20 protein-coding genes are annotated in these 18,788 nt (G+C 71.1%); 12 read left to right on the top strand and 8 right to left on the bottom strand.

The window, feature by feature from the left end:
• Positions 1-26: 26 nt before the first annotated feature.
• On the bottom strand, positions 27-986 hold the full coding sequence (locus ACT26F_RS01755; RefSeq protein ID WP_471668756.1) for a sugar ABC transporter substrate-binding protein: 960 nt from the start codon (positions 984-986) through the stop codon (positions 27-29).
• Between the two features lie 159 nt (positions 987-1,145).
• A complete protein-coding gene (locus ACT26F_RS01750) occupies positions 1,146-2,162 on the bottom strand; it encodes a LacI family DNA-binding transcriptional regulator (RefSeq protein ID WP_471668755.1) in 1,017 nt (338 codons plus the stop codon).
• A 125-nt stretch (positions 2,163-2,287) separates the two neighbouring features.
• Here ACT26F_RS01750 and ACT26F_RS01745 point away from each other — a divergent pair, with 125 nt between their 5' ends.
• The 5 genes from ACT26F_RS01745 (at position 2,288) to ACT26F_RS01725 (ending at position 6,163) form a co-directional block, all read left to right on the top strand.
• Positions 2,288-3,142: an aldo/keto reductase gene (locus ACT26F_RS01745; protein WP_471668754.1), complete on the top strand. Its 855-nt coding sequence runs from the start codon at positions 2,288-2,290 to the stop codon at positions 3,140-3,142.
• Between the two features lie 65 nt (positions 3,143-3,207).
• On the top strand, positions 3,208-4,929 hold the full coding sequence (gene poxB, locus ACT26F_RS01740; protein WP_471668753.1) for a ubiquinone-dependent pyruvate dehydrogenase: 1,722 nt from the start codon (positions 3,208-3,210) through the stop codon (positions 4,927-4,929).
• A gap of 18 nt (positions 4,930-4,947) precedes the next feature.
• Complete coding sequence (locus tag ACT26F_RS01735) at positions 4,948-5,187, top strand: hypothetical protein (RefSeq protein WP_471668752.1); 240 nt, start codon at positions 4,948-4,950, stop codon at positions 5,185-5,187.
• Complete coding sequence (locus ACT26F_RS01730; protein ID WP_471668751.1) at positions 5,184-5,639, top strand: aminoacyl-tRNA deacylase; 456 nt, start codon at positions 5,184-5,186, stop codon at positions 5,637-5,639. Before ACT26F_RS01735 ends, ACT26F_RS01730 begins: the two co-directional genes overlap by 4 nt.
• Positions 5,640-5,680: 41 nt before the next feature.
• Positions 5,681-6,163, top strand: coding sequence for a DinB family protein (locus ACT26F_RS01725; RefSeq protein ID WP_471668750.1), 483 nt, complete (start codon positions 5,681-5,683; stop codon positions 6,161-6,163).
• A 13-nt stretch (positions 6,164-6,176) separates the two neighbouring features.
• Here the strand turns inward: ACT26F_RS01725 and ACT26F_RS01720 are convergent, their stop codons facing one another.
• Complete coding sequence (locus ACT26F_RS01720) at positions 6,177-6,662, bottom strand: hypothetical protein (protein ID WP_471668749.1); 486 nt, start codon at positions 6,660-6,662, stop codon at positions 6,177-6,179.
• 100 nt (positions 6,663-6,762) lie between these two features.
• On the opposite strand from ACT26F_RS01720, the gene ACT26F_RS01715 reads away from it, so the two are divergent.
• Together ACT26F_RS01715 and ACT26F_RS01710 are read left to right on the top strand one after the other, a co-directional pair.
• Positions 6,763-7,365: a TetR/AcrR family transcriptional regulator gene (locus ACT26F_RS01715; protein ID WP_471668748.1), complete on the top strand. Its 603-nt coding sequence runs from the start codon at positions 6,763-6,765 to the stop codon at positions 7,363-7,365.
• 26 nt (positions 7,366-7,391) lie between these two features.
• A complete protein-coding gene (locus ACT26F_RS01710) occupies positions 7,392-7,799 on the top strand; it encodes a nuclear transport factor 2 family protein (RefSeq protein WP_471668747.1) in 408 nt (135 codons plus the stop codon).
• Between the two features lie 109 nt (positions 7,800-7,908).
• On the opposite strand, the gene ACT26F_RS01705 is transcribed toward ACT26F_RS01710, so the two are convergent.
• From ACT26F_RS01705 to ACT26F_RS01690, 4 genes are all read right to left on the bottom strand, one after another.
• Entirely contained in the window at positions 7,909-9,054 is a 1,146-nt protein-coding gene (locus ACT26F_RS01705) for an NAD(P)/FAD-dependent oxidoreductase (protein ID WP_471668746.1), read from the bottom strand.
• A 2-nt stretch (positions 9,055-9,056) separates the two neighbouring features.
• Entirely contained in the window at positions 9,057-11,960 is a 2,904-nt protein-coding gene (locus ACT26F_RS01700; protein ID WP_471668745.1) for a UPF0182 family membrane protein, read from the bottom strand.
• A gap of 75 nt (positions 11,961-12,035) precedes the next feature.
• On the bottom strand, positions 12,036-12,572 hold the full coding sequence (locus ACT26F_RS01695; RefSeq protein ID WP_471668744.1) for a PPA1309 family protein: 537 nt from the start codon (positions 12,570-12,572) through the stop codon (positions 12,036-12,038).
• On the bottom strand, positions 12,560-13,633 hold the full coding sequence (locus tag ACT26F_RS01690) for a YlbL family protein (RefSeq protein ID WP_471668743.1): 1,074 nt from the start codon (positions 13,631-13,633) through the stop codon (positions 12,560-12,562). Before ACT26F_RS01690 ends, ACT26F_RS01695 begins: the two co-directional genes overlap by 13 nt.
• 89 nt (positions 13,634-13,722) lie before the next feature.
• Between ACT26F_RS01690 and ACT26F_RS01685 the strand changes: the two genes are divergently transcribed.
• Positions 13,723-15,018, top strand: a complete 1,296-nt coding sequence (locus tag ACT26F_RS01685; RefSeq protein WP_471668742.1) for a zinc-dependent metalloprotease — start codon at positions 13,723-13,725, stop codon at positions 15,016-15,018.
• Positions 15,015-15,590 (top strand): NUDIX hydrolase, encoded by a 576-nt coding sequence (locus ACT26F_RS01680; RefSeq protein WP_471668741.1) that lies wholly within the window; start codon positions 15,015-15,017, stop codon positions 15,588-15,590. Before ACT26F_RS01685 ends, ACT26F_RS01680 begins: the two co-directional genes overlap by 4 nt.
• Here the strand turns inward: ACT26F_RS01680 and ACT26F_RS01675 are convergent.
• Positions 15,514-16,020, bottom strand: a complete 507-nt coding sequence (locus tag ACT26F_RS01675) for a M48 metallopeptidase family protein (RefSeq protein WP_471668740.1) — start codon at positions 16,018-16,020, stop codon at positions 15,514-15,516. The genes ACT26F_RS01680 and ACT26F_RS01675 overlap by 77 nt on opposite strands.
• 320 nt (positions 16,021-16,340) lie before the next feature.
• On the opposite strand from ACT26F_RS01675, the gene ACT26F_RS01670 reads away from it, so the two are divergent.
• The 3 genes from ACT26F_RS01670 (at position 16,341) to ACT26F_RS01660 (ending at position 18,766) form a co-directional block, all read left to right on the top strand.
• Positions 16,341-16,499, top strand: a complete 159-nt coding sequence (locus ACT26F_RS01670) for a DUF5679 domain-containing protein (protein ID WP_471668739.1) — start codon at positions 16,341-16,343, stop codon at positions 16,497-16,499.
• A gap of 65 nt (positions 16,500-16,564) precedes the next feature.
• Positions 16,565-17,374 (top strand): hypothetical protein, encoded by an 810-nt coding sequence (locus tag ACT26F_RS01665; RefSeq protein ID WP_471668738.1) that lies wholly within the window; start codon positions 16,565-16,567, stop codon positions 17,372-17,374.
• Positions 17,375-17,410: 36 nt separating this feature from the next.
• The gene (locus tag ACT26F_RS01660) at positions 17,411-18,766 is read left to right on the top strand and encodes an ABC1 kinase family protein (RefSeq protein ID WP_471668737.1); all 1,356 of its coding nucleotides are present in this window, start codon (positions 17,411-17,413) and stop codon (positions 18,764-18,766) included.
• Positions 18,767-18,788 lie beyond the last annotated feature (22 nt).

Genomic DNA, 18,788 nt, shown 5'->3' with positions numbered 1-18,788 from the left:
GGAGGGAGGGCCCGCACGCACCGGTCTCAGCGGGTGCCGTTCTTCGCGAACTTCAAGATCGCGTCGGCGTTGTCCTTCGTCACGAAGGCGGGCCCGGAGTTGATCGGCTGACCGCCGCCGACGTCATTGCCGTTGATGCTCTTGAGGTAGAGGGTCGTGACGCCCAGAAAGCCCTGGACGAACGGCTGCTGGTCGACCGCGAACTCGATCTTCCCGCTCTTGATGTCGTTGAGGACGTCCTCGGAGAGGTCGAACGTCGCGACGCGGGCCTTGCTGCCCGACTCCTCGACCGCGGCGACGCCGTCGATCGCCTGTTGGCCGCCGAGCGTCAGGATCCCGTCGATGTCGGGCTCGGCCTGGAGCTTCGACGTGATGGTCGCGGTGACCTGGTTGTCGTCGGTCCCGTCGACCTGGATGTTCTCCATCTTCGCGCCGAGCGCGTCCGCCGCGGAGGCGCAGCGCTGCTCGAGGTTGACCGCGCCGGCGGCCTGGATGACGCAGATGACGTTCGTGAAGCCCTCGGTCTTCATCTGCTCGCCGACGGCCGCGCCGGCGATCGTCTCGGACTGGCCGATGTGGGTGATGGCGCCGAACTCCTGCGACTGCTCCTGGCCGGCGTTGATCGTGACGACCGGGACGCCGGCGGCGACCGCCTTCGTCACGGAGTCCTTCACGCCGTCGGGGTTGGCCATCGAGACGACGATCCCGTCGACGTCGTCGGCCACGGCGCTGTCGATGAGCTTCGACTGCTCGGACGGATCGTCGGACCCCGAGTAGTCGACCTCCACGCCGTAGTCGTCGCCGGCCTTCTCGGCGCCGGTCTTCACGCGGTCCCAGAACGCGTCACCGGACGGCGCGTGGGTGATGACCGCGTACTTCAGGTCGAGGTCCTTCGCGTCGGGCGTGTCGGACTTGCCGGTGCCGGAGCAGGCCGCGAGGGCGAACGAGCCGGCGACCACCAGACCGATCAGCGGGAGCTTCTTCATTGTCTTCTCGTCTCTGTCGCAAGTCCGCCGCTCGGGTTTCCTGAACTCTTTTGTCAGGACATGAGGCAAACTTTGGAGCGCTCCAAAATGTACGTAGGTGACGGGGGTCACGTCAAGGGCTCGGTGGATATTTCCTCGGATGCGCGGCGAAGACGGTGTTCAGACGCCCGAAGTGCGGGGCGGTGCCGTCGACGACCTCAGCACGAGCTGCGGATCGAGGACGAGCGAGTGCGGCTCCCGGTCGGCGCCGGACATCCGCGCCAGCAGCACCCGCGCGGCGTCGCGACCGACGTCGAAGCTGCGCGAGTCGACCGTCGTGAGGGCGAGGTAGGAGGCCTCGGCGATCGGCGAGTCGTCGTAGCCGATCACCGAGACGTCCTCGGGCACCGACAGGCCGACGGCACGCAGGGCACCCATGCAGCCCAGGGCCATCGTGTCGTTGGCCGCGAACACCGCGGTGAGGTCGCGATCGGTGCGCAGGTACTCCCCCAGCGCGATCCGCGCCGGTTGCTCGTTGGTCTCCTCGCGATCACCGATGACCACGGGCTCCAGGCCCGCGTCGCGCATCGAGATCTCGTAGCCCTCGCGTCGTGCTCGGGCGGCGCCGCCGCGACCGGTCACGTGGACGATGCGCCGGTGGCCGAGGCCGAGGAGGTGCTCCGTGGCCAGACGCCCGCCGGCACGGTCGTCGTTGGTCACGACCTCCACGTCGTCGGGGCTGTTGACCCGCTGGCCGGCCACGACGCAGGGGATGCCGTGCCGGATCGTGGGGGTGGTGTCGGGGTCGAACGCGAGCACGACGCCGTCGACGCGCATCGAGGTGAAGGCGTCGAGGGAGTCGCTGCCGCCGAAGACGGTCATCGCGTGATCGCCGACGATGACCTGGTAGCCCTCGGGCTCGAGCACCTCGCGCGCGCCCCGCAGCAGCTCGACGAACCACAGGTTCGCGAAGTGCTCGATCGCGAGGCCGACCGTCCGGGTGCGGGTTCCGGCCAGGCTCGCGGCGGCGGTGTTCGGGAGGTAGCCCAACTCGTCGATGGCCCGGAGCACGGCCTCGCGCCGCTGCTCGCTCACACTCGTCGATCCGGTCAGGACCAGGGATACGAGGGACTTGGACACGCCCGCGCGCTCCGCGACGTCGTAGATCGTCGGGCGGCGGCTCTGTGCGGGGACCACGCAGCGCATCATGCCACGGCGCGGGTGGACCGCTCCGGCGCTGCGCTTGCGTACCGCGGCGGCGACGCATTGACTGCAGGAGCGGGTCTCTCCGTCCGCCCGTCCTCGATCCCCCGGGAGCAGCCATGACCACCCAGCCCACCGTGACCCTGAACAACGGCGTCGCGATGCCGATCATCGGCTTCGGCGTCTACCAGATCCCGCCCGAGGAGACCGAGGCCGCCGTCAGCCAGGCGCTGGAGGCCGGCTACCGGCACCTCGACACGGCTGCGGCCTATCGCAACGAGGAGGGCGTGGGGCGCGCCATCGCCGCCAGTGGCATCGCCCGCAACGAGCTGTTCGTCACGACCAAGCTGTGGATCCACTCGGTCGGCAAGGACCGGACGAAGAAGGCGTTCGAGCAGTCGCTGGAGAACCTCGGCCTGGACCACGTCGACCTGTACCTGATCCACCAGCCGATCGGCGACGTCTACGGCGAGTGGCGCGACATGGAGCAGATCAACGCCGACGGACGCGCCCGCGCCATCGGCGTCTCGAACTTCCTGCCCGACCGCCTCGTCGACCTGATCGAGCACAACGAGGTGGTGCCGGCGGTCAACCAGATCGAGACGCACCCGTTCCACCAGCGGGTCAAGGACCAGGAGATCATGCGCGAGCTCGGCGTCCAGCACGAGTCGTGGGGACCCTTCGCCGAGGGCAAGAACGGGCTGTTCACCAACCCCGTCCTCAGCGACATCGCCGAGGCGCACGGCAAGACCGTCGGCCAGGTCGTCCTGCACTGGCTGACCCAGCGCGAGATCGTCGTGATCCCCAAGTCGGTGCACCGCGAGCGGATGGACGAGAACCTGGGCATCTTCGACTTCGAGCTGACGGCGGACGAGGTGACCCGGATCGAGACCCTCGAGGAGGGCGGCTCCCAGTTCTTCGACCACCACGACGTGTCGATGGTCCAGTGGCTGTCGTCGCGCAAGGCCGACTGACCCGGTCGACCGCGGCGACCGCCGCACGGGGTGTGGGCGACCGCTCGGCGCACTAGCGTCGACGCATGGCCACCATCGCGAAGAACATCGTCGACACGCTGGCGGCGAACGGCGTCGAGCGCGTGTACGGGCTCCCGGGCGACTCGCTGAACGCGTTCACCGACGCGCTGCGCACCTCCGGGATCGACTGGGTCCACGTCCGGCACGAGGAGGCGGCGGCGTTCGCGGCCGGCGCGGAGGCGGCGACCACGGGCCGGCTCGCGGTGTGCGCCGGCAGCTGCGGTCCGGGCAACCTGCACCTCATCAACGGCCTCTACGACGCCACCCGCTCCCGCGTCCCGGTCCTGGCGATCGCAGCGCACATCCCGACCGCCGAGATCGGCTCGACCTACTTCCAGGAGACCCACCCGCAGGACCTGTTCCGCGAGTGCAGCGTCTTCGTCGAGCACGTCTCGAGCCCCTCGCAGATGCCGCGCATGATGCGGATCGCGATGCAGACGGCGATCGAGCGTCGCGGTGTGGCGGTGCTCGTGATCCCGGGCGACGTCGCCCTCATGGACGCCGCCGACGACACGGTCACGACGCTGCGCCCGACGGCGGCACGGGTCGTGCCGTCCGACGAGGAGCTGGACGCGGCGGCCGCGCTGCTCAACGACGCCCGCAACGTCACGATCCTCGCCGGCGCGGGGACGGCGGGAGCCCATGACGAGGTGGTCGCACTCGCCGACCGGCTGGGCGCGCCAGTGGTCCACGCGCTGCGCGGCAAGGAGCACGTCGAGTGGGACAACCCGTTCGACGTCGGGATGACCGGACTGCTCGGCTTCGCCTCGGGGTACCGCGCGATGGAGTCGTGCGATGCACTGCTCATGCTCGGCACCGACTTCCCGTACCAGGACTTCTACCCGCCGAAGGCGAAGGTCGTGCAGGTCGACGTGCGCGGAGAGCAGCTCGGCCGGCGCGTCCCCCTCGACCTCGGCCTCGTCGGCACGGTCGCCGACACGGCCGCCGCCCTGCTGCCCCTGCTGCGCAGGAAGGCGGAGCGCTCGCACCTCGACGACGCGCGCGACCACTACGCCACGACGCGCGAGAAGCTCGACGAGCTCGCCGAGCCGGTCAAGGCCGGCCGGGGCCAGCACCCCCAGTTCGTCGCGACGGCGATCGACGTCGCCGCGAGCGACGACGCGATCTTCCTGCCGGACGTCGGCTCCCCCGTCATGTGGGCGGCCCGCTACCTGCGGATGAACGGACGGCGCCGGCTGATCGGATCGTTCAGTCACGGGTCGATGGCGAACGCCGTCTCGCAGGCGATCGGCGCCCAGGCCGCCCAGCCGGGAAGGCAGGTCGTGGCGCTCGCCGGCGACGGCGGACTGTCGATGATGCTCGGCGAGCTCATCACGCTCGTGCAGAACCGGCTGCCCGTGAAGATCGTCGTGTTCGACAACGGCTCGCTCAACTTCGTCGAGCTGGAGATGAAGGCCGCCGGGTTCGTGAACTGGGGCACGGGTCTGCAGAATCCCGACTTCGCGGCCGTGGCCGAGGCGATCGGCATCCGCGGCTTCCGCGTCGACCGGTCGGACCAGCTCGCGTCGACCCTCGCGGAGGCGTTCGCCCACGACGGCCCCGCGCTCGTGAACGTCATCACCGAGCGCCAGGAGCTCACGGTCCCGCCGGCGGTGACCGCCGCACAGGTGAAGGGCTTCTCCCTCTACGCGCTGCGCACCGTGATGTCGGGGCGCGGCGACGAGATCATCGACCTCGCCCGCGCGAACCTGCGCCAGGTCTTCTGATCGTGTCAGGCTGACGCCATGGCTTCGAAGTGGTCGATCGCGTCGCAGGACTCGTTCCTCTCGATCCGCAGCACCCGGTCGGTGCTGTCCGTCGGATCGGTCGGCAGCGTCCTCTCGGTGGGCTCGATCGGGTCTGCCCTGTCCGTGTTCAGCGTCGGCTCGTTCGCCAGCGTCGGCTCGGCCTTCTCCGCCCTCTGCCTGCGGGCGACCCTCTCGTTCCGTGCCCGCGGCGGCCTCATGCGTCAAGGACGTTCGTGAGCGAGGAGCGGGCCGTCGCGGCGCTCGCCGCCGCCGGCATCGACCACACGATCACGCGCCACGGGCCGGTGCGCTCGCTCGAGGAGGCCGCCGAGGCGCGTGGCGTCAGTCCCGACCGGATCGTCAAGACCCTCGTCGTCCGCCGCGCCGACGACGACTTCGTGTTCGTCCTCGTCCCCGGCGATCGCCAGATCAGCTGGCCGAAGCTGCGCGCCCACCTCGGCGTCTCGCGCCTCTCGTTGCCCCCGGCCGACGTGGCCCTCGCGGCCACGGGCTACGAGCGCGGCACGATCACCCCGTTCGGCTCGACCCAGGCGTGGCCCGTCATCGCCGACGCGCGGATGACCGGCTCGATCTCGCTCGGCGCCGGCGCCCACGGGGTCGCGGCCACCGTGGAGGCCGACGACGTGATCCGCGTCCTGGCCGCGACCGTCGCCGACGTCACGGACTGAGGGGGCTCGAAATCGTCGGCGGGTGGGCCCAGAATCACACCATGACCGACATCGAGCGCGCCGACCTGGTCGCGAGCCTGGACCGGCACCGCGACTTCCTGCGATTCACCGCCCGCGACCTTTCCGAGGAGGCGGCCCGCAGCACCCCGACCGCCAGCGCCCTCTCGGTCGCCTCCCTCATCAAGCACGTCGCCGACACCGAGGAGCAGTGGCTGACGTTCGCGAGCACCGGCGACTTCCCGGTACCCAACTGGTCGCAAGGGGATCCGCGCTTCCTGCTCGGCGACGACGACACCCTCGCGAGGCTGCTCGACCGCTATGCGCAGGTCGCCGGGCGGACCGATGCGTTCGTCCTCGAGGCCGATCTCGACCTCGCGCACCGGCTGCCCGACGCCCCGTGGTTCACCGACGGCTCATGGACCGTGCGCCGCGTGCTGCTGCACGTCATCGCCGAGACCGCCCAGCACGCCGGTCACGCGGACATCATCCGCGAGACGATCGACGGCCAGCGCACGATGGGTTGAGCGGGTCGGTCGCTCAGGCGACCTTGGTGCAGGCCAGCAGGGCCCGGGCGCGGCTGCCCCAACCGGTCCGCCGGCGATCCTCGATCCGCGGTTGGGCGAACGTGGACGGCAACTCGACCGCCAGCGTGACGCGGACCCGGCGCGCGTGCGCGGCGTGTGCGCGCGCGACGACCGGGTGGTCGCCGTGGTGGTCGAGCACGCGGGCGATGCCGTCGAGCGCCCGTCCCGCCTGCGCCCAGATCTCGTCGAAGGCGACCTGGTCGCCGTAGGCGCCGTCCTCGAGCAGGACGTCGAGCCGGGCATCGACGTTGCGGGCCCACTGCGCGTGGGCCTGCTCCAGCAGGTCGTCGAGCGAGTCGAAGCTCTCCTCCTGCGCGCGGCGCACGGCGTCCGGCAGCACAGCGGGATCGTGGGCGATGGCATCGGCGAGCGCGTGCAGCGCGCGCTGGTTCCGGGTGGTCCGCTCCCAGGCGGTGGTGTTCATGGTCGAGGTCGTCATCGGTATGTCCTCTCGTGCGATTCCTCGAAGTTCGTTGACGCCGTGATGGTGACCTTCGTTCCGTCGGTCACATACACAGTGTATGTCTTATGCTTCGAGTATGTCACTCACGCGGAGCCGGCGCCAGCAATATTCGGAGGAGACGCGTGAGGCGTTGCTCACCACCGCCGCGGCGCTCTTCGTGGAGCGTGGCTTCGCCAAGACCGCCCTCGCCGAGGTCGCGTCGGCGGCGCAGGTCACGCGAGGTGCGGTCTACCACCACTTCAAGGACAAGCAGGACCTGTTCCTGGCCGTTCTCGAGCGCACCGAGACCGAGCGGCTCGACTCGATCACCGACGCCTACCTCGCCCACGAGGACCCCGTCGACGGCGCCTTCGCGGCCATGAACGCCTACCTCGACCACGGCCTCGACCCCGAGTACGCCGAACTCGTCCTGCGCCAGGGCCCGATCGCCCTGGGCTGGGAGCAGTGGAAGGCCTGCGAGGAGCAGTACTCCGCGGGCCTGATCGAGCAGATCCTCACGTCGCTCATGGCCTCCGGACGCATCACGTCACTGCCCGTCGAACGACTCTCGTCGATCACCTTCACGGCGCTGAGCGGCTGCGCGATGAACATCGCCGCCAGCGAGCCGGAGGATCGGCAGCAGGCTCGCGACGAGTACAGCGAGGTCATGGTCCGACTCCTCAGCGGCCTGATCACCTGAGCCCGGCGCGCCGATAGCATCACGACGTGACCGAGCCGGTGATCGAGACCCCCAGCACACCCGGGATCGAGGCGACCCTGGCCGTCGTGCGGCGCTGGCTGCCCGCATTCCTGGCCGGCCGTCGCGCGGACGACGACCTGTACGCCGACCCCGTGTCGACCTGGCACAACATCGGCGAGCGTGAGGTCGAGATCCAGCGCACGCCCTCGCGGACCCGACAGGTCGACGGCGGCGCGGACCTTCGGGTCGAGGACGTCCGGGTCAAGGTGTTCGACGGCGGCTGGGTGCTGCAGTCGACGACCGTGGGGACCTCGGCGACCGGCGCGCCTGTACGGATCCCGTCATGCTTGGTCGTGACCGTGCAGGACGGTCGGATCGCGCGGTTCGAGGAGTATGCCGACTCCCGTGCGACGGAGGCACTGTTCGGCGGCTGAAGGGCATGGTGGTCTCGATACGCCCGCTCGTGCCTCGCGGAGCTACTCGACCACCGAGCCGGTGATCGAGTAGCGGCGGCGAGCGCAGCGAGCACGCGGCGTATCGAGATCAGACGATGTTCGCCTCGCGCCGCGAGCCGGCCGCGAAGCGCTCGACCGACAGCTCGGCGACGTCGAACCGGGGCGCATGCCCCTGGACCAGGGCGGCCATCACCTCACCCACGGCCGGACCCTGCAGGAACCCGTGGCCGCTGAATCCGGTCGCGTAGAGGAACCGCGACATCCCCGCCGCCTCGCCGATCAGCGCGTTGTGGTCGGGGGTGACCTCGTAGAGACCGGCCCAGCCCGACGCGATCCCGACGTCGCCCAGGGCCGGCGCCCGGTACTCGATCCGCTCCGCCAGCACCTCGAGGAAGGCCGGGTCCCGCGACAGGTCGAAGCCCCACGAGTCGGTCGCCTCGGTGGCGCCCATGAGCAGGCCCGACCCCTCGCGGTGGAAGTAGAACGACGTGCCGAAGTCGATCGTGAAGGGCAGGTCGGGCGGCACGTCGACCGGATCGGTCACCACGATCTGGCGGCGCAGGGGCCGCACCGGCAGGTCGACGCCGACCCAGCGCCCGACCTCGGCCGACCACGCGCCGGCGGTGCACACCACGACGCTCGTGGCGATCGTGCCCTGCGTCGTGTGCACGCCCACGATCCGGTCGCCGTCGGTCTCGATCCCGGTCACGCCGCAATGGGTGACGAGGCACGCGCCCTCCCGGCGCGCCGCGGTCGCGTAGCCCAGCACGACCGACTCGGGGGTGCAGTGCCCGTCCCGGGGCGAGAACACCGCCCCGACGAGTCCGCCGGGATCGATCACCGGCGCCAGCCGCACCGCCTCGGCGACGTCGATGACCCTGCTGTCGACGCCGAGGGCGTTCTGCCACACGACGTCGTCGGCGAAGCGCTCCGCATCCGCCGCGTCGTCGAGCAGGAAGAGGTAGCCGCTCTGGTGCAGGTCGATCGGCTGGCCGAAGTCGTGGGCGAAGCGCTCGAACACCTCGAGGCTGGCCAGGCCGAGCCGCGTGTTGAGCTCGTCGCTGAACAGGGCCCGCACTCCCCCGGCCGCCCGGCTCGTCGAGCCCTCACCCAACTGGTCGCGCTCGACGAGGACGACCTGCACGCCCGCCCGCGCGAGGTGGTGGGCCGTCGACAGGCCCATGACCCCGCCACCGACCACCACGACCTCGGCGGTGGTGGGCAGGGCGGCCACGGTTACTCCTCCAGCGCCTTCTGCGCCGCCTCCAGCGCCTGGGCCATGTCGTCGATGCGTGCCTGGTACGTCGCCAGGTCGCCCGCCTTGAGCGCCGCCTGCGCCTGGTCGTAGTAGCGCTGCGCATCGCTGAGGTGCTCGTCGGCCGACTTGTTCGCGCTGCCCGTGCCACCACCGGTGTCGCCACCGCCGCCCGTGTCGCCGCCCGAGCCGGGTGTGCTGTCGGGAGCGAGGTCGAGCGCGTCCTTGAGCGCCTCGTCGAGCGTCTGGCCGACGCCGACACCATCGCCGAAGGTCGCCGTGATGAGCTGCAGCACGGGGTACGAGCCCTCACCGACGCGCTGGATGTAGATCGGCTGGACGTAGAGCATCGCGCCACCGACCGGCAGCGTCAGCAGGTTGCCGCGCAGGATGCGGGTGTTCTGCGACTGCTCGTACTGCAGCAGGGCCGCCCGGACGCCGGCGTCGGACTCGAACTGCGCGGCGATCTGGTTCGGGCCGCCGACGCGCGTGTCACTCGGCAGCTCGAGGATCTGCAGCTTGCCGTAGTTCTCGGTGTCGGACGCCTCGGAGTTCACGCTCATGAACGACGCGAGGTTCTGCCGGTTGTTGGGCAGGTACACGCTCGTCAGGCTGAACCGCGACTGCTCCTCGCCGGGCCGGCTGGTCGTGAGGAAGTACGGCGGCTGCTTCGTGCCCCCGCCGCTGGACGGGTCCTCGGGGATCTTCCAGCGCTCGCCATCCTCGTAGAACGTCTGGGCGTTCGTCACGTGATAGCGGCTCAGGACGTCACGCTGGACCTTGAACAGGTCGACCGGGTAGCGGAAGTGGTCGAGCAGCGAGTCGCTGATCGCGGACTTCGGCTCCACGACGCCGGGGAACACCTTCTCCCACGTCTTGAGGATCGGGTCCTTCGTGTCCCACTCGTACAGCGTGACCGTGCCGTCGTACGCGTCCACGACGGCCTTCACGGAGTTGCGCATGTAGTTGACCTGATCGGTCGGCAGCGCGATCTGGCTCGTGCCCTCCGTGAGCGTGTCGCTCGTGGCCGCGGCCAGCGACCGGGACTCCGAGTACGGGTACGACTTGCTCGTCGTGTAGCCGTCGACGATCCAGACGATCTTGCCGTCGACGACCGCGGGGTAGGTGTCACCGTCGAGGGTGAGCCACGGGGCGACCTTCTTGACCCGGTCGCGCGGGTGCCGGTCGTAGATGATCTTGGAGTTCTCGTTGACGCGGTCCGACAGCACGAGCTTGGGCTCGGCGAACTTGAACGCGTACAGCACCTGGCGCGCCAGACTGCCCATCGCGACGCCGCCCTTGCCGTCGTACGTGTTCGCCGAGGTGTCCCCGGTTCCCGCGTCGTCGGTGGAGCCACCGCCACGCGGGGTGTCGACCTCGATCGGCTCGGCGCCGTCGGGCCGCCCGACGAGCGAGTACTCGGGCGACTTCTCGCCGAAGTAGATCCGCGGCGCGTCCTCGAACTCGATCTGGCCCTCCGGCGGGATGTCCTTGACGACCCAGACCGGCTCGCCCTGCGGACCCCGCTTGTTGCCGTACGCCGCGATCACGCCGTAGCCGTGGGTGTACACGGTGTGGTCGTTCGACCACGTGCGCTGCGACTCCTGCAGGCCGTCGAGATCGACCTCGCGCGCGGCGATGATGACGTCCTGCGGCTGCGGGTCGTCGCCGATCGCGTAGCGGTCGACGTCGAGCGTCGACTGCACCGTGTAGTAGCCACGCACCTGCTGCAGCTGCGTGAACGCCGGCGAGATGAGCGTCGGGTCGAGCAGTCGCGTGCTCACCCGCGACTCCGCCGAGGCGTTGAGCTCCTGCGGCGTCAGCTCGGTCTTGGCCGAGTAGTCCTGGGTCTGGACGCCGTCGACCCCGTAGGCGGCGCGCGTGCCCTTGATGTTCTGTTCGAGGTACTGGCCCTCGCGGTCGGGCTCGGAGGGGTCGACCTGGAAGCGCTGCATGATCGCCGGCCACAGGGTGCCGATCAGCAGCGACGTGACGAACCACAGGCCCAGCCCGATGAGCGGCAGCGTCCACGACCGCAGGAAGATCGTCGAGAAGAACATGAGCGCGCACAGGATCGCGACCGCGATCAGGATGTTCTTGCTGGGGATGCGCGCGTTCGCGTCGGTGTAGCCGATGCCGTCGAAGAGACCGTCGGTGCCGACGGCCATCGCATAGCGGTCGAGCCAGTACGACGCGGCCCGCACGAGCATCGCGAGGCCGGCCAGCACCGCCACCTGGACCTGCGCGGCCCGGCTGAACTGCGGACCCCGACCGGAGAAGCGGATCCCGCCGAAGACGTACTGGACGAACGCGACCGCGACGAGCGCGATCAGCAGCAGGCCGAAGGCGAACGACACGAGGAACTGGAACCACGGCAGGTCGAAGACGTAGAAGCCGACGTCCATGCCGAAGTGCGGATCCTTCTGGCCGAACGGCGTGCCGTGGCGCCACAGCTGGAACAACTCCCAGCGGCTGGCGCCGATGATGCCGGCGAAGAACGCCACGACCACCGTCAGCACCCACCAGGCCGGCTTGACGACCGGCGTGAGCGCGAGCCGGTACCGGGCCGCGGGGTCGTCGCGGCGCAGACCGAGCGGGTTGGGGCGGTTCCGGTGGGCGAGCCACACGTTCACGCCGATCGCCGCACCGCCCAGGAGCGCGAACACGACGAACATGAGCGCCCGGGTGGTCAGCACCTTCGTGAAGACGCCCTGGAAGTCGACCGACCCGTACCAGAGCCGTTCGGTCCAGAGGTTGACGAACACCGACCCGAGGATCAACAGCAGGGCGAGCGTGACGAACGTCGGGATGAGCACACGGCGACGCCGGTGGGAACCCGGCTCGGGCTCGCGTCGAGGGGGGATCGATCCGAAGATGTCGCTCACGGTTCTCCTGGCTCACGGGCGTGCGTCTGGTGGCGCCAGCCTACGGGGTGGTGTGCATCACGGGCCCCGCGCGCATCACGCCAGTTCGTCGGCGAGGGTCTCGCGCATCGCGGCGACGAGTCCGGGCAGCAGCCCGGGGCCCTCGATGAGCGGGGAGTCCTGCGGGACGCGAGGTCGCACCGCGGCGTGCTCGGAGCCGTCGCGCAGCACCGCCGCGACGATCCGCATCTCCTGACGATCGGGGTGGCCCGCCGCGTACGCGGCGGCGGCCGCGGGCTCGTCGGGCAGCCCTGCCTCCGCCTCGGGGGGCAACGTCAGCCGCTCCATCACGACGGCGCAGCCGTCGACCTCCGGCGGCCAGCCGATCTCGGTGAGCAGGTCCTCGACCTCGCGGCCGGGGGGCAGCTCCTGCTCGATCGGGGTGTACGAGTCGGGCGCGCCGAGCTGGTCGGCCAGTTCGGGCTGGGCCCGCAGCAGGTCGGCCGTGAGCACGAGCGCGAACAGTCGCGGCGGCTGGTCCCAGCCGGCGTCGCCCACGTGGTGCTCGACCTCGAGCGCCGCGTGGCGGACCGGCGAGTCCTCGCCGACGCCGTCGCCCGTCACGCCGAGCACGAGGACACCTTCGCGTCGGGATCCTTCGCGAGTGCCGAGATCGCGTCGATCCCGTCCTGCAGCTTCGCCACCTTGACGAGTGTCATGTCGAAGTCACCACCACTGGTCGCCTCCTGGCAGTTGTCGGCCGGTACGAGGAAGATGTCCGCGCCCGCGGCGGCCGCGCCGGCCATCTTCTGCCGAACGCCGCCGATCGCGCCCACCGTGCCCTCGGGATCGATCGTGCCCGTTCCCGCGACGTTCTGCCCGCCGGTCAGTGCTCCGGGTGTGAGCTCGTCGTAGATCGCGAGCGCGAACATCGTGCCGGCGCTCGGGCCGCCGACCCGGTCGCCGATGTGGTTCTCGACCTCGATCGGGAACTCGAATCCGGTGCCGACCGCGATGCCGATCCGGGCCTTGTCGGGGTCGTCGTCCATCGCCACCGTCGTGATCGTGGCGCTGCCGGGCTTGCCGTCGCGGGTGTAGCCGATCGTGACGTCCTCGCCCGGCTTGCGCCCGCTGATCTGGTCGGCGACCGCCTGCTGCGACGTGACCTTCGCGCCGTCGACCGACGTGATCAGGTCCTCCGCCTCGAGCTTGCCCTGGGCCGGCCCGTCCGGCGCGACGGCGGACACCTTGGGCACCTCCGTCACCTCGTAGCCGGCGGCGCGCATGCCTGCCGCCTTGGACGAGTCCTGCGAGCTGGCCAGCTGCGCGGCACCCTCGGCCTGCGACTGCGCGTTCGTCTGGTTGTCCGGGTAGAGGAAGTCGTGCGGGACCACCGCGACGTCCGGGTTGATCCAGCCCTGGAGCGCCGCCACGAGCGACATCCGCGACTCGGCCCGGGTGACCGAGACGGTGGTGAAGTCGAGCCGGCCCTTGGTCGGGTACGTCGTGACGTCGTCGCCGAACGTGAGCATCGGCTCGCCGTCGATCTCGCCCAGCGTGTTGAACACCGGCCCGGGCCGCATCGTGACGTACGGGACGGGCAGGAACGACACGAGACACGTCAGCAGCACGAGGATCGAGACCGCGACGGTCAGCGAGAGGTTGCGGCGACTCAGCCGCAGGGGGTTCGACACACCGACACCCTAGAACCCCGGACCCACGGCACCCGCGGGGTGCGCCGCACGGTCACCGCGATTCAGGGGCGACGGCCTAGGCTTGCTGCATGGCCGAGGTACCTGAGGAAGACCCGCAGAACCCGTTCAAGGGCACGCCGCTCGAGGCGCTGTTCGGGCAGTTGGCCGGAGGCGGTTTCGACCTCGGCCAGATGATGTCGCAGATGCAGCGCATGTTCGAGCCGCACGAGGGCACCGTGAACTACGCGCTCGCCACCGACGTCGCACGGCACGCCGTCGCCGCCGCCGGCGACGACCCGACGCCGCACGCCGGTCAGACCGGCGCCGCGACCGATGCCACCCGGCTCGCCGAGATGTGGCTCGACAAGGTCACCGACCTGCCCTCCGGCACCACCTCCACCGCCGTGTGGAGCCGCGCCGAGTGGGTCGAGCGCACGATGGGCACATGGCAGGTCATGGTCGAGCCGATCGCGCAGCACGTCGTCACCTCGATGGCCGACGCCCTGCCCGCGGAGGCCAAGGCGATGGCCGGTCCGCTCGTCGGCATGCTGAACCAGGCCGGGGGCGCGATGTTCGGCCAGCAGCTCGGCTCGGCGATCGGCGGGCTCGCGACCGAGGTGCTCTCCTCGACCGAGGTCGGACTGCCGCTCGGACCCGAGCACACCGCCGCCGTGCTGCCGCACAACGTCGCCGCCTTCGCGCGTGACCTCGAGGCCGCCGAGTCCGACGTGCTGCTGTACGTGATGCTGCGCGAGTGCGCCCACCACCGGCTGTACGCGCACGCGCCGTGGCTGCGCCAGGCGGTGCTCGGCGCGATCGAGGACTTCGCGCGCGGCATCCGGATCGACGTCAGCGCGATCGAGGAGCAGATGGGCTCGATCGACCCGAGCAACCCGGCCGCGATGCAGGAGGCACTGTCCGGCGGGCTGTTCGATCCCCAGCCGACCCCCGAGCAGGAGCGCGCCAAGGAGCGCCTCGAGCTGCTGCTGGCGCTCGTCGAGGGCTGGGTCGACGAGGTCGTCGCCCAGGCCACCGCCGAGGTCATGCCCGCCGCGACCGCCCTGGCCGAGGCCGTGCGCCGCCGCCGCGCGACCGGCGGACCCGCCGAGGAGACGTTCGCCTCGCTCGTGGGCCTCGAGCTGCGTCCGCGGCGACTTCGCGACGCCGCCAACCTGTGGTCGGCGTTGCGCGACCGGCGCGGTGCCGCGGCCCGCGACGCCGTGTGGACGCACCCCGATCTGCTGCCCACGATCGCGGACCTCGACGATCCGCTCGGCTTCGCCGAGACCCAGGTGGGTGAGCTCAGCGATGCGGACTTCGACGCCGCCCTGAACGAGCTGCTCGGCGGTGCGGGCGAGCCGGACGCGGGCCCGTCCGAGTCGTGAGGGAACTGACCGCCGACATCCGGAACGTGCTGGCCGGGTGGACGCCCCCGGACGACGACCAGGACGCACTGCGCGAGCTCTTCGTCGCGCACGCCGAGGGGTTCGACGAGCCCGGCGCCCGGTCCTGCGCACCCGACCACGTCACGGCCAGCGCGCTCGTGGTGTCGGCCGAGCACGACCGCGTCGCACTCGTGCTGCACCCGAAGTTCGGGCGATGGCTGCAGACCGGCGGCCACTGTGAGCCCGGCGACGCCTCGATCGTGGCGGCCGCGCTGCGGGAGGCCACCGAGGAGACCGCGATCGCGGATCTCACGATCGTCCCGGAGCCGGTGCGGCTGTCGCGACACCCCGTCCGCTGCCACGAGGGTGGTCACCACCTCGACGTGCAGTTCGTCGCCGTCGCTCCCCCGGGCGCCGAGCCGCAGTGCTCGGACGAGTCCGACGAGGTGCGCTGGTTCGCCGTCGACGCCCTGCCGGAGGGGACCGACGACTCGGTCAGGAGTCTCGTCGCCGCTGCCAGGTCACGCCTTCGAGGAACGCCATCGCCTCGTCCAGGCGTGGGTACCTCCTGACGATCGCGTCGAAGCGCGGGCCGTGGCCCGACACGACCAGGTGCGTCAGCTCGTGCACGAGCACCGCGTCGACGACGTGGTCGGGCATGTCCTGCATGCGGTGCGAGATCCGGATCGTGCGGTCGACCGGAGTGCACGATCCCCAGCGCTGGTTCTGGTTCGTGACCCAGCGCACCGACGCGGGTGCCGGCGCCTCGGGCACGTAGCGCGCCGCCAGCCGGGCCGCCCGCTGCTCGAGCTCGGCGTCGCCACGACCGACCGTGCGCCGTCGCTCGCGCGCGTCGAGCTTGGCGACCATGTCGGCGACGACGCGCTCCTCCTCGGCGCGCGACATGCGCGCGGGCACCATGACGATCGTAAGATCGCCCTCGCGACGGGCCGACACGGTGCGGGTCCTGCGCGCGCTGCGGCGCACCTCGATCTCGGCCATGCGACAACGGTAGGCCCCGGATCCGACACCCGGGGCCGTCCACAGGCGAGGCGCGTCGTCCACAGGTCTCTCCACACCCCGGGAGACCTTCCCCACACGTTGTCCCCAAGGTTGTCCACAGGCCGTGGAAAGTCACCCGAACGACCCATTGACCGAGCCGAATCCCGCGTCCTACCTTGAGCCCTGTCGAGGCCCTCGCTCGGCGCGCAAGGGGAAGGCGCGCCGGACGAGGGCCTCACCCTTGCCAGCGGGCGTTTTGGCCCTAGGCTGAACGTGATCTGTGCCACATCAGGCGGCACACCCTCGGCAAGGAGGCCGTGATGGCGGAGACATGGACGGGCGAGTTCTACTGCGTGAAGTGCAAGGACAAGCGCGAGACGACCGGCGAGGTCCAGGTCAGCGACAAGGGCACCCGCATGGCCAAGGGCGTCTGCCCGGTCTGCGGCACGAAGCTCAACCGGATCCTCGGCAAGGCCTGAAACGCGCTCGCGGGCGGCTGTGGACCAGCCGCCCGCGCGCCGGCCCGCTCCGCCACGATGGGGCCATGCCGGCACCCCGACCACTGCGCGAGCCCGCCACGACCGGTCCGATGCTCGCCCCCGGTGCGCTGCTCCTGCGGCGCGACCGCGCCACCCTCCAGATCGGCACGGCTCCCGGCTTCCGGGTGCGTGACGAGCCGGGTCTGGGACGCGTCCTGCGCCTGCTCGACGGATCGCTGCCGCTCCCCCGGCTCGCCGAGGTCGTCGCTCGTGACGTCCCCGAGTTCACCGGAGACCTCGCCGGCACGATCACCCGCCTGGTCGCCGCGGGGGCCGTCGTCGACCCGCGTCCGCCTGAGCACGCCCTGCGCGTCGCCGTCCGCCACGACCGGTCCACCGACTGGCTCGCCGCACGGCTGACCGAGGCGCTCGGCCCGGCCGGGATCGACCCCGACGTCGAGGTGCTGGTGAGCGCGGGCGAACCGGCCCGCTCGGGTATCGAGAGCCTGCGCATCGCCGGCGTCGCGCACCTGCCGGTCGTGATCGACGAGCGACGCGTCCGGATCGGGCCGCTCGTCGTCCCGGGCGCGACGTCGTGCCTGGGCTGCCTCGACGAGCTGCTCGCCGTCGACGATCCGGCCTGGTCGGCGCTCCTGCCCCAGTTCGAGCGCCCTCGACTGCTGCCGCAAGGGCTGCCGCACCGACTGCTGCTGCGCGCAGCCGGCGAGGTGCTGCACCAGCTGGAGTGCCTCGCCGCGGGTGAGCGGCCCTCGACCACCGGCGCCGTGCTGTCGCTGGGGCCCGGGCACCACGACTCCGCCGTGCGCCCCGTTCCCTTCGCACCGGGCTGCCCGTGCGCCCTGCTGGTCGCGTGACCGGCCCGGTTGCGAGCTCGCCACTATCCTGACCGCGTGGCCGACGACGACCAGGACGACGCGCGTGAGACTCCGCTGAGCGGATCCGCGCTGCGCCGTGGTGCGCGGCTGGCCAGCCTGCCGGCCGGGTTCGCCGCCCGCACGACGTGGGGCATCGGTCGCCGGCTCGTCGGGGCGCCCGCCGCGGCCGTCGTGACCGACGTCCAGCGCCGCACGGCCGACCAGGTGTTCAGCGTCCTGGGCCAGCTCAAGGGCGGCGCCATGAAGTTCGGCCAGGCGCTCAGCGTCTTCGAGGCCGCGCTGCCCGAGGAGATCGCCGCCCCCTACCGCGAGGCGCTCACGAAGCTGCAGGACGCCGCGCCGCCGATGGGTCCGGCCACGGTCCGTCGCGTCATGGCGCGCGAGTTCGGGGACGACTGGCCCGAGCAGTTCCCCGACTTCGACGTCGTCCCCGCCGCCGCGGCGTCCATCGGACAGGTGCACCACTCGTGGTGGGTGCCGACCCCCGAGACCGAGCCGACCGAGGTCGCCGTCAAGCTGCAGTACCCGGGTGCGGGCGAGGCGCTGATGTCCGACCTGCGCCAGATCGGCCGGCTCGCACGACTGCTCGGCTCACTCGCGCCCAACCTCGACGTCAAGGCGCTCGTCACGGAGCTGCAGGACCGGGTGGCCGAGGAGCTGGACTACTCGCTCGAGGCCCAGGCGCAGGCCACCTTCGCGAAGGCCTTCCAGGACGATCCCGACATCGTCGTCCCCTACCCCTACGCGCACACCTCGCGGGCTCTCGTCTCGCGCTGGCTGCCCGGCGACCGCTCGCTGGCCGACGTCATCGCCGGCGACGACCAGGCCGAGAAGGACCGGCTCGGCGAGATCTACGTGCGGTTCCTGTTCGCGGGTCCCTCACGCGCCGGCCTGCTGCACGCCGACCCGCATCCGGGCAACTTCCGGGTGCTGCCCGACGGCCGGCTCGGCGTCGTCGACTACGGGGCCGTGGCCCGGTTGCCCGATGGCCTGCCGGCGCCGATCGGACCCCTGCTGCGCTCCGCCGCCGAGAACGACTACGACGCCGTGGTCGCCGGCCTGCGCGACGAGGGCTTCCTCAAGCCGGGCACGCGCGTCGAGACCGACGTCCTCGAGCGGTACCTCGCTCCGCTCGTCGAGCCCGTGATCGAGGAGACCTTCACCTTCGACCGCGGGTGGCTGCGCCGCCAGAGTCAGCGGATCGCCGCCCCGGGCCCGGAGGGGATGTCGACGGCGCTCAAGCTGAACATCCCGCCGTCCTACCTGCTGATCCACCGGGTGTGGGCCGGCGGCATCGGCGTGCTGTGCCAACTGGGCGCGACGGCCCACTTCCGCGGCATCGTCGCCGAGTCGCTGCCCGGCTTCGAATAGCCCTCCCGCCTCGCATCCTGCC

Source organism: Aeromicrobium sp. SP1, from assembly GCF_055663785.1.
The sequence above is the reverse complement of the archived record's forward strand: the minus strand, read 5'-3'. Positions and strand labels throughout refer to the sequence as shown.

What these genes read in the sequence shown, in the direction of transcription:
- ACT26F_RS01670 (WP_471668739.1), top strand. Translation starts at nt 16,341, where the DNA reads ATGGCGGAGACATGGACGGGCGAGTTCTACTGCGTGAAGTGCAAGGAC.
- ACT26F_RS01720 (WP_471668749.1), bottom strand. Translation starts at nt 6,662, where the DNA reads ATGACGACCTCGACCATGAACACCACCGCCTGGGAGCGGACCACCCGG.
- ACT26F_RS01665 (WP_471668738.1), top strand. Translation starts at nt 16,565, where the DNA reads ATGCCGGCACCCCGACCACTGCGCGAGCCCGCCACGACCGGTCCGATG.
- ACT26F_RS01735 (WP_471668752.1), top strand. Translation starts at nt 4,948, where the DNA reads ATGGCTTCGAAGTGGTCGATCGCGTCGCAGGACTCGTTCCTCTCGATC.
- ACT26F_RS01715 (WP_471668748.1), top strand. Translation starts at nt 6,763, where the DNA reads ATGTCACTCACGCGGAGCCGGCGCCAGCAATATTCGGAGGAGACGCGT.
- ACT26F_RS01725 (WP_471668750.1), top strand. Translation starts at nt 5,681, where the DNA reads ATGACCGACATCGAGCGCGCCGACCTGGTCGCGAGCCTGGACCGGCAC.
- ACT26F_RS01745 (WP_471668754.1), top strand. Translation starts at nt 2,288, where the DNA reads ATGACCACCCAGCCCACCGTGACCCTGAACAACGGCGTCGCGATGCCG.
- ACT26F_RS01755 (WP_471668756.1), bottom strand. Translation starts at nt 986, where the DNA reads ATGAAGAAGCTCCCGCTGATCGGTCTGGTGGTCGCCGGCTCGTTCGCC.
- ACT26F_RS01675 (WP_471668740.1), bottom strand. Translation starts at nt 16,020, where the DNA reads ATGGCCGAGATCGAGGTGCGCCGCAGCGCGCGCAGGACCCGCACCGTG.
- poxB (WP_471668753.1), top strand. Translation starts at nt 3,208, where the DNA reads ATGGCCACCATCGCGAAGAACATCGTCGACACGCTGGCGGCGAACGGC.
- ACT26F_RS01685 (WP_471668742.1), top strand. Translation starts at nt 13,723, where the DNA reads ATGGCCGAGGTACCTGAGGAAGACCCGCAGAACCCGTTCAAGGGCACG.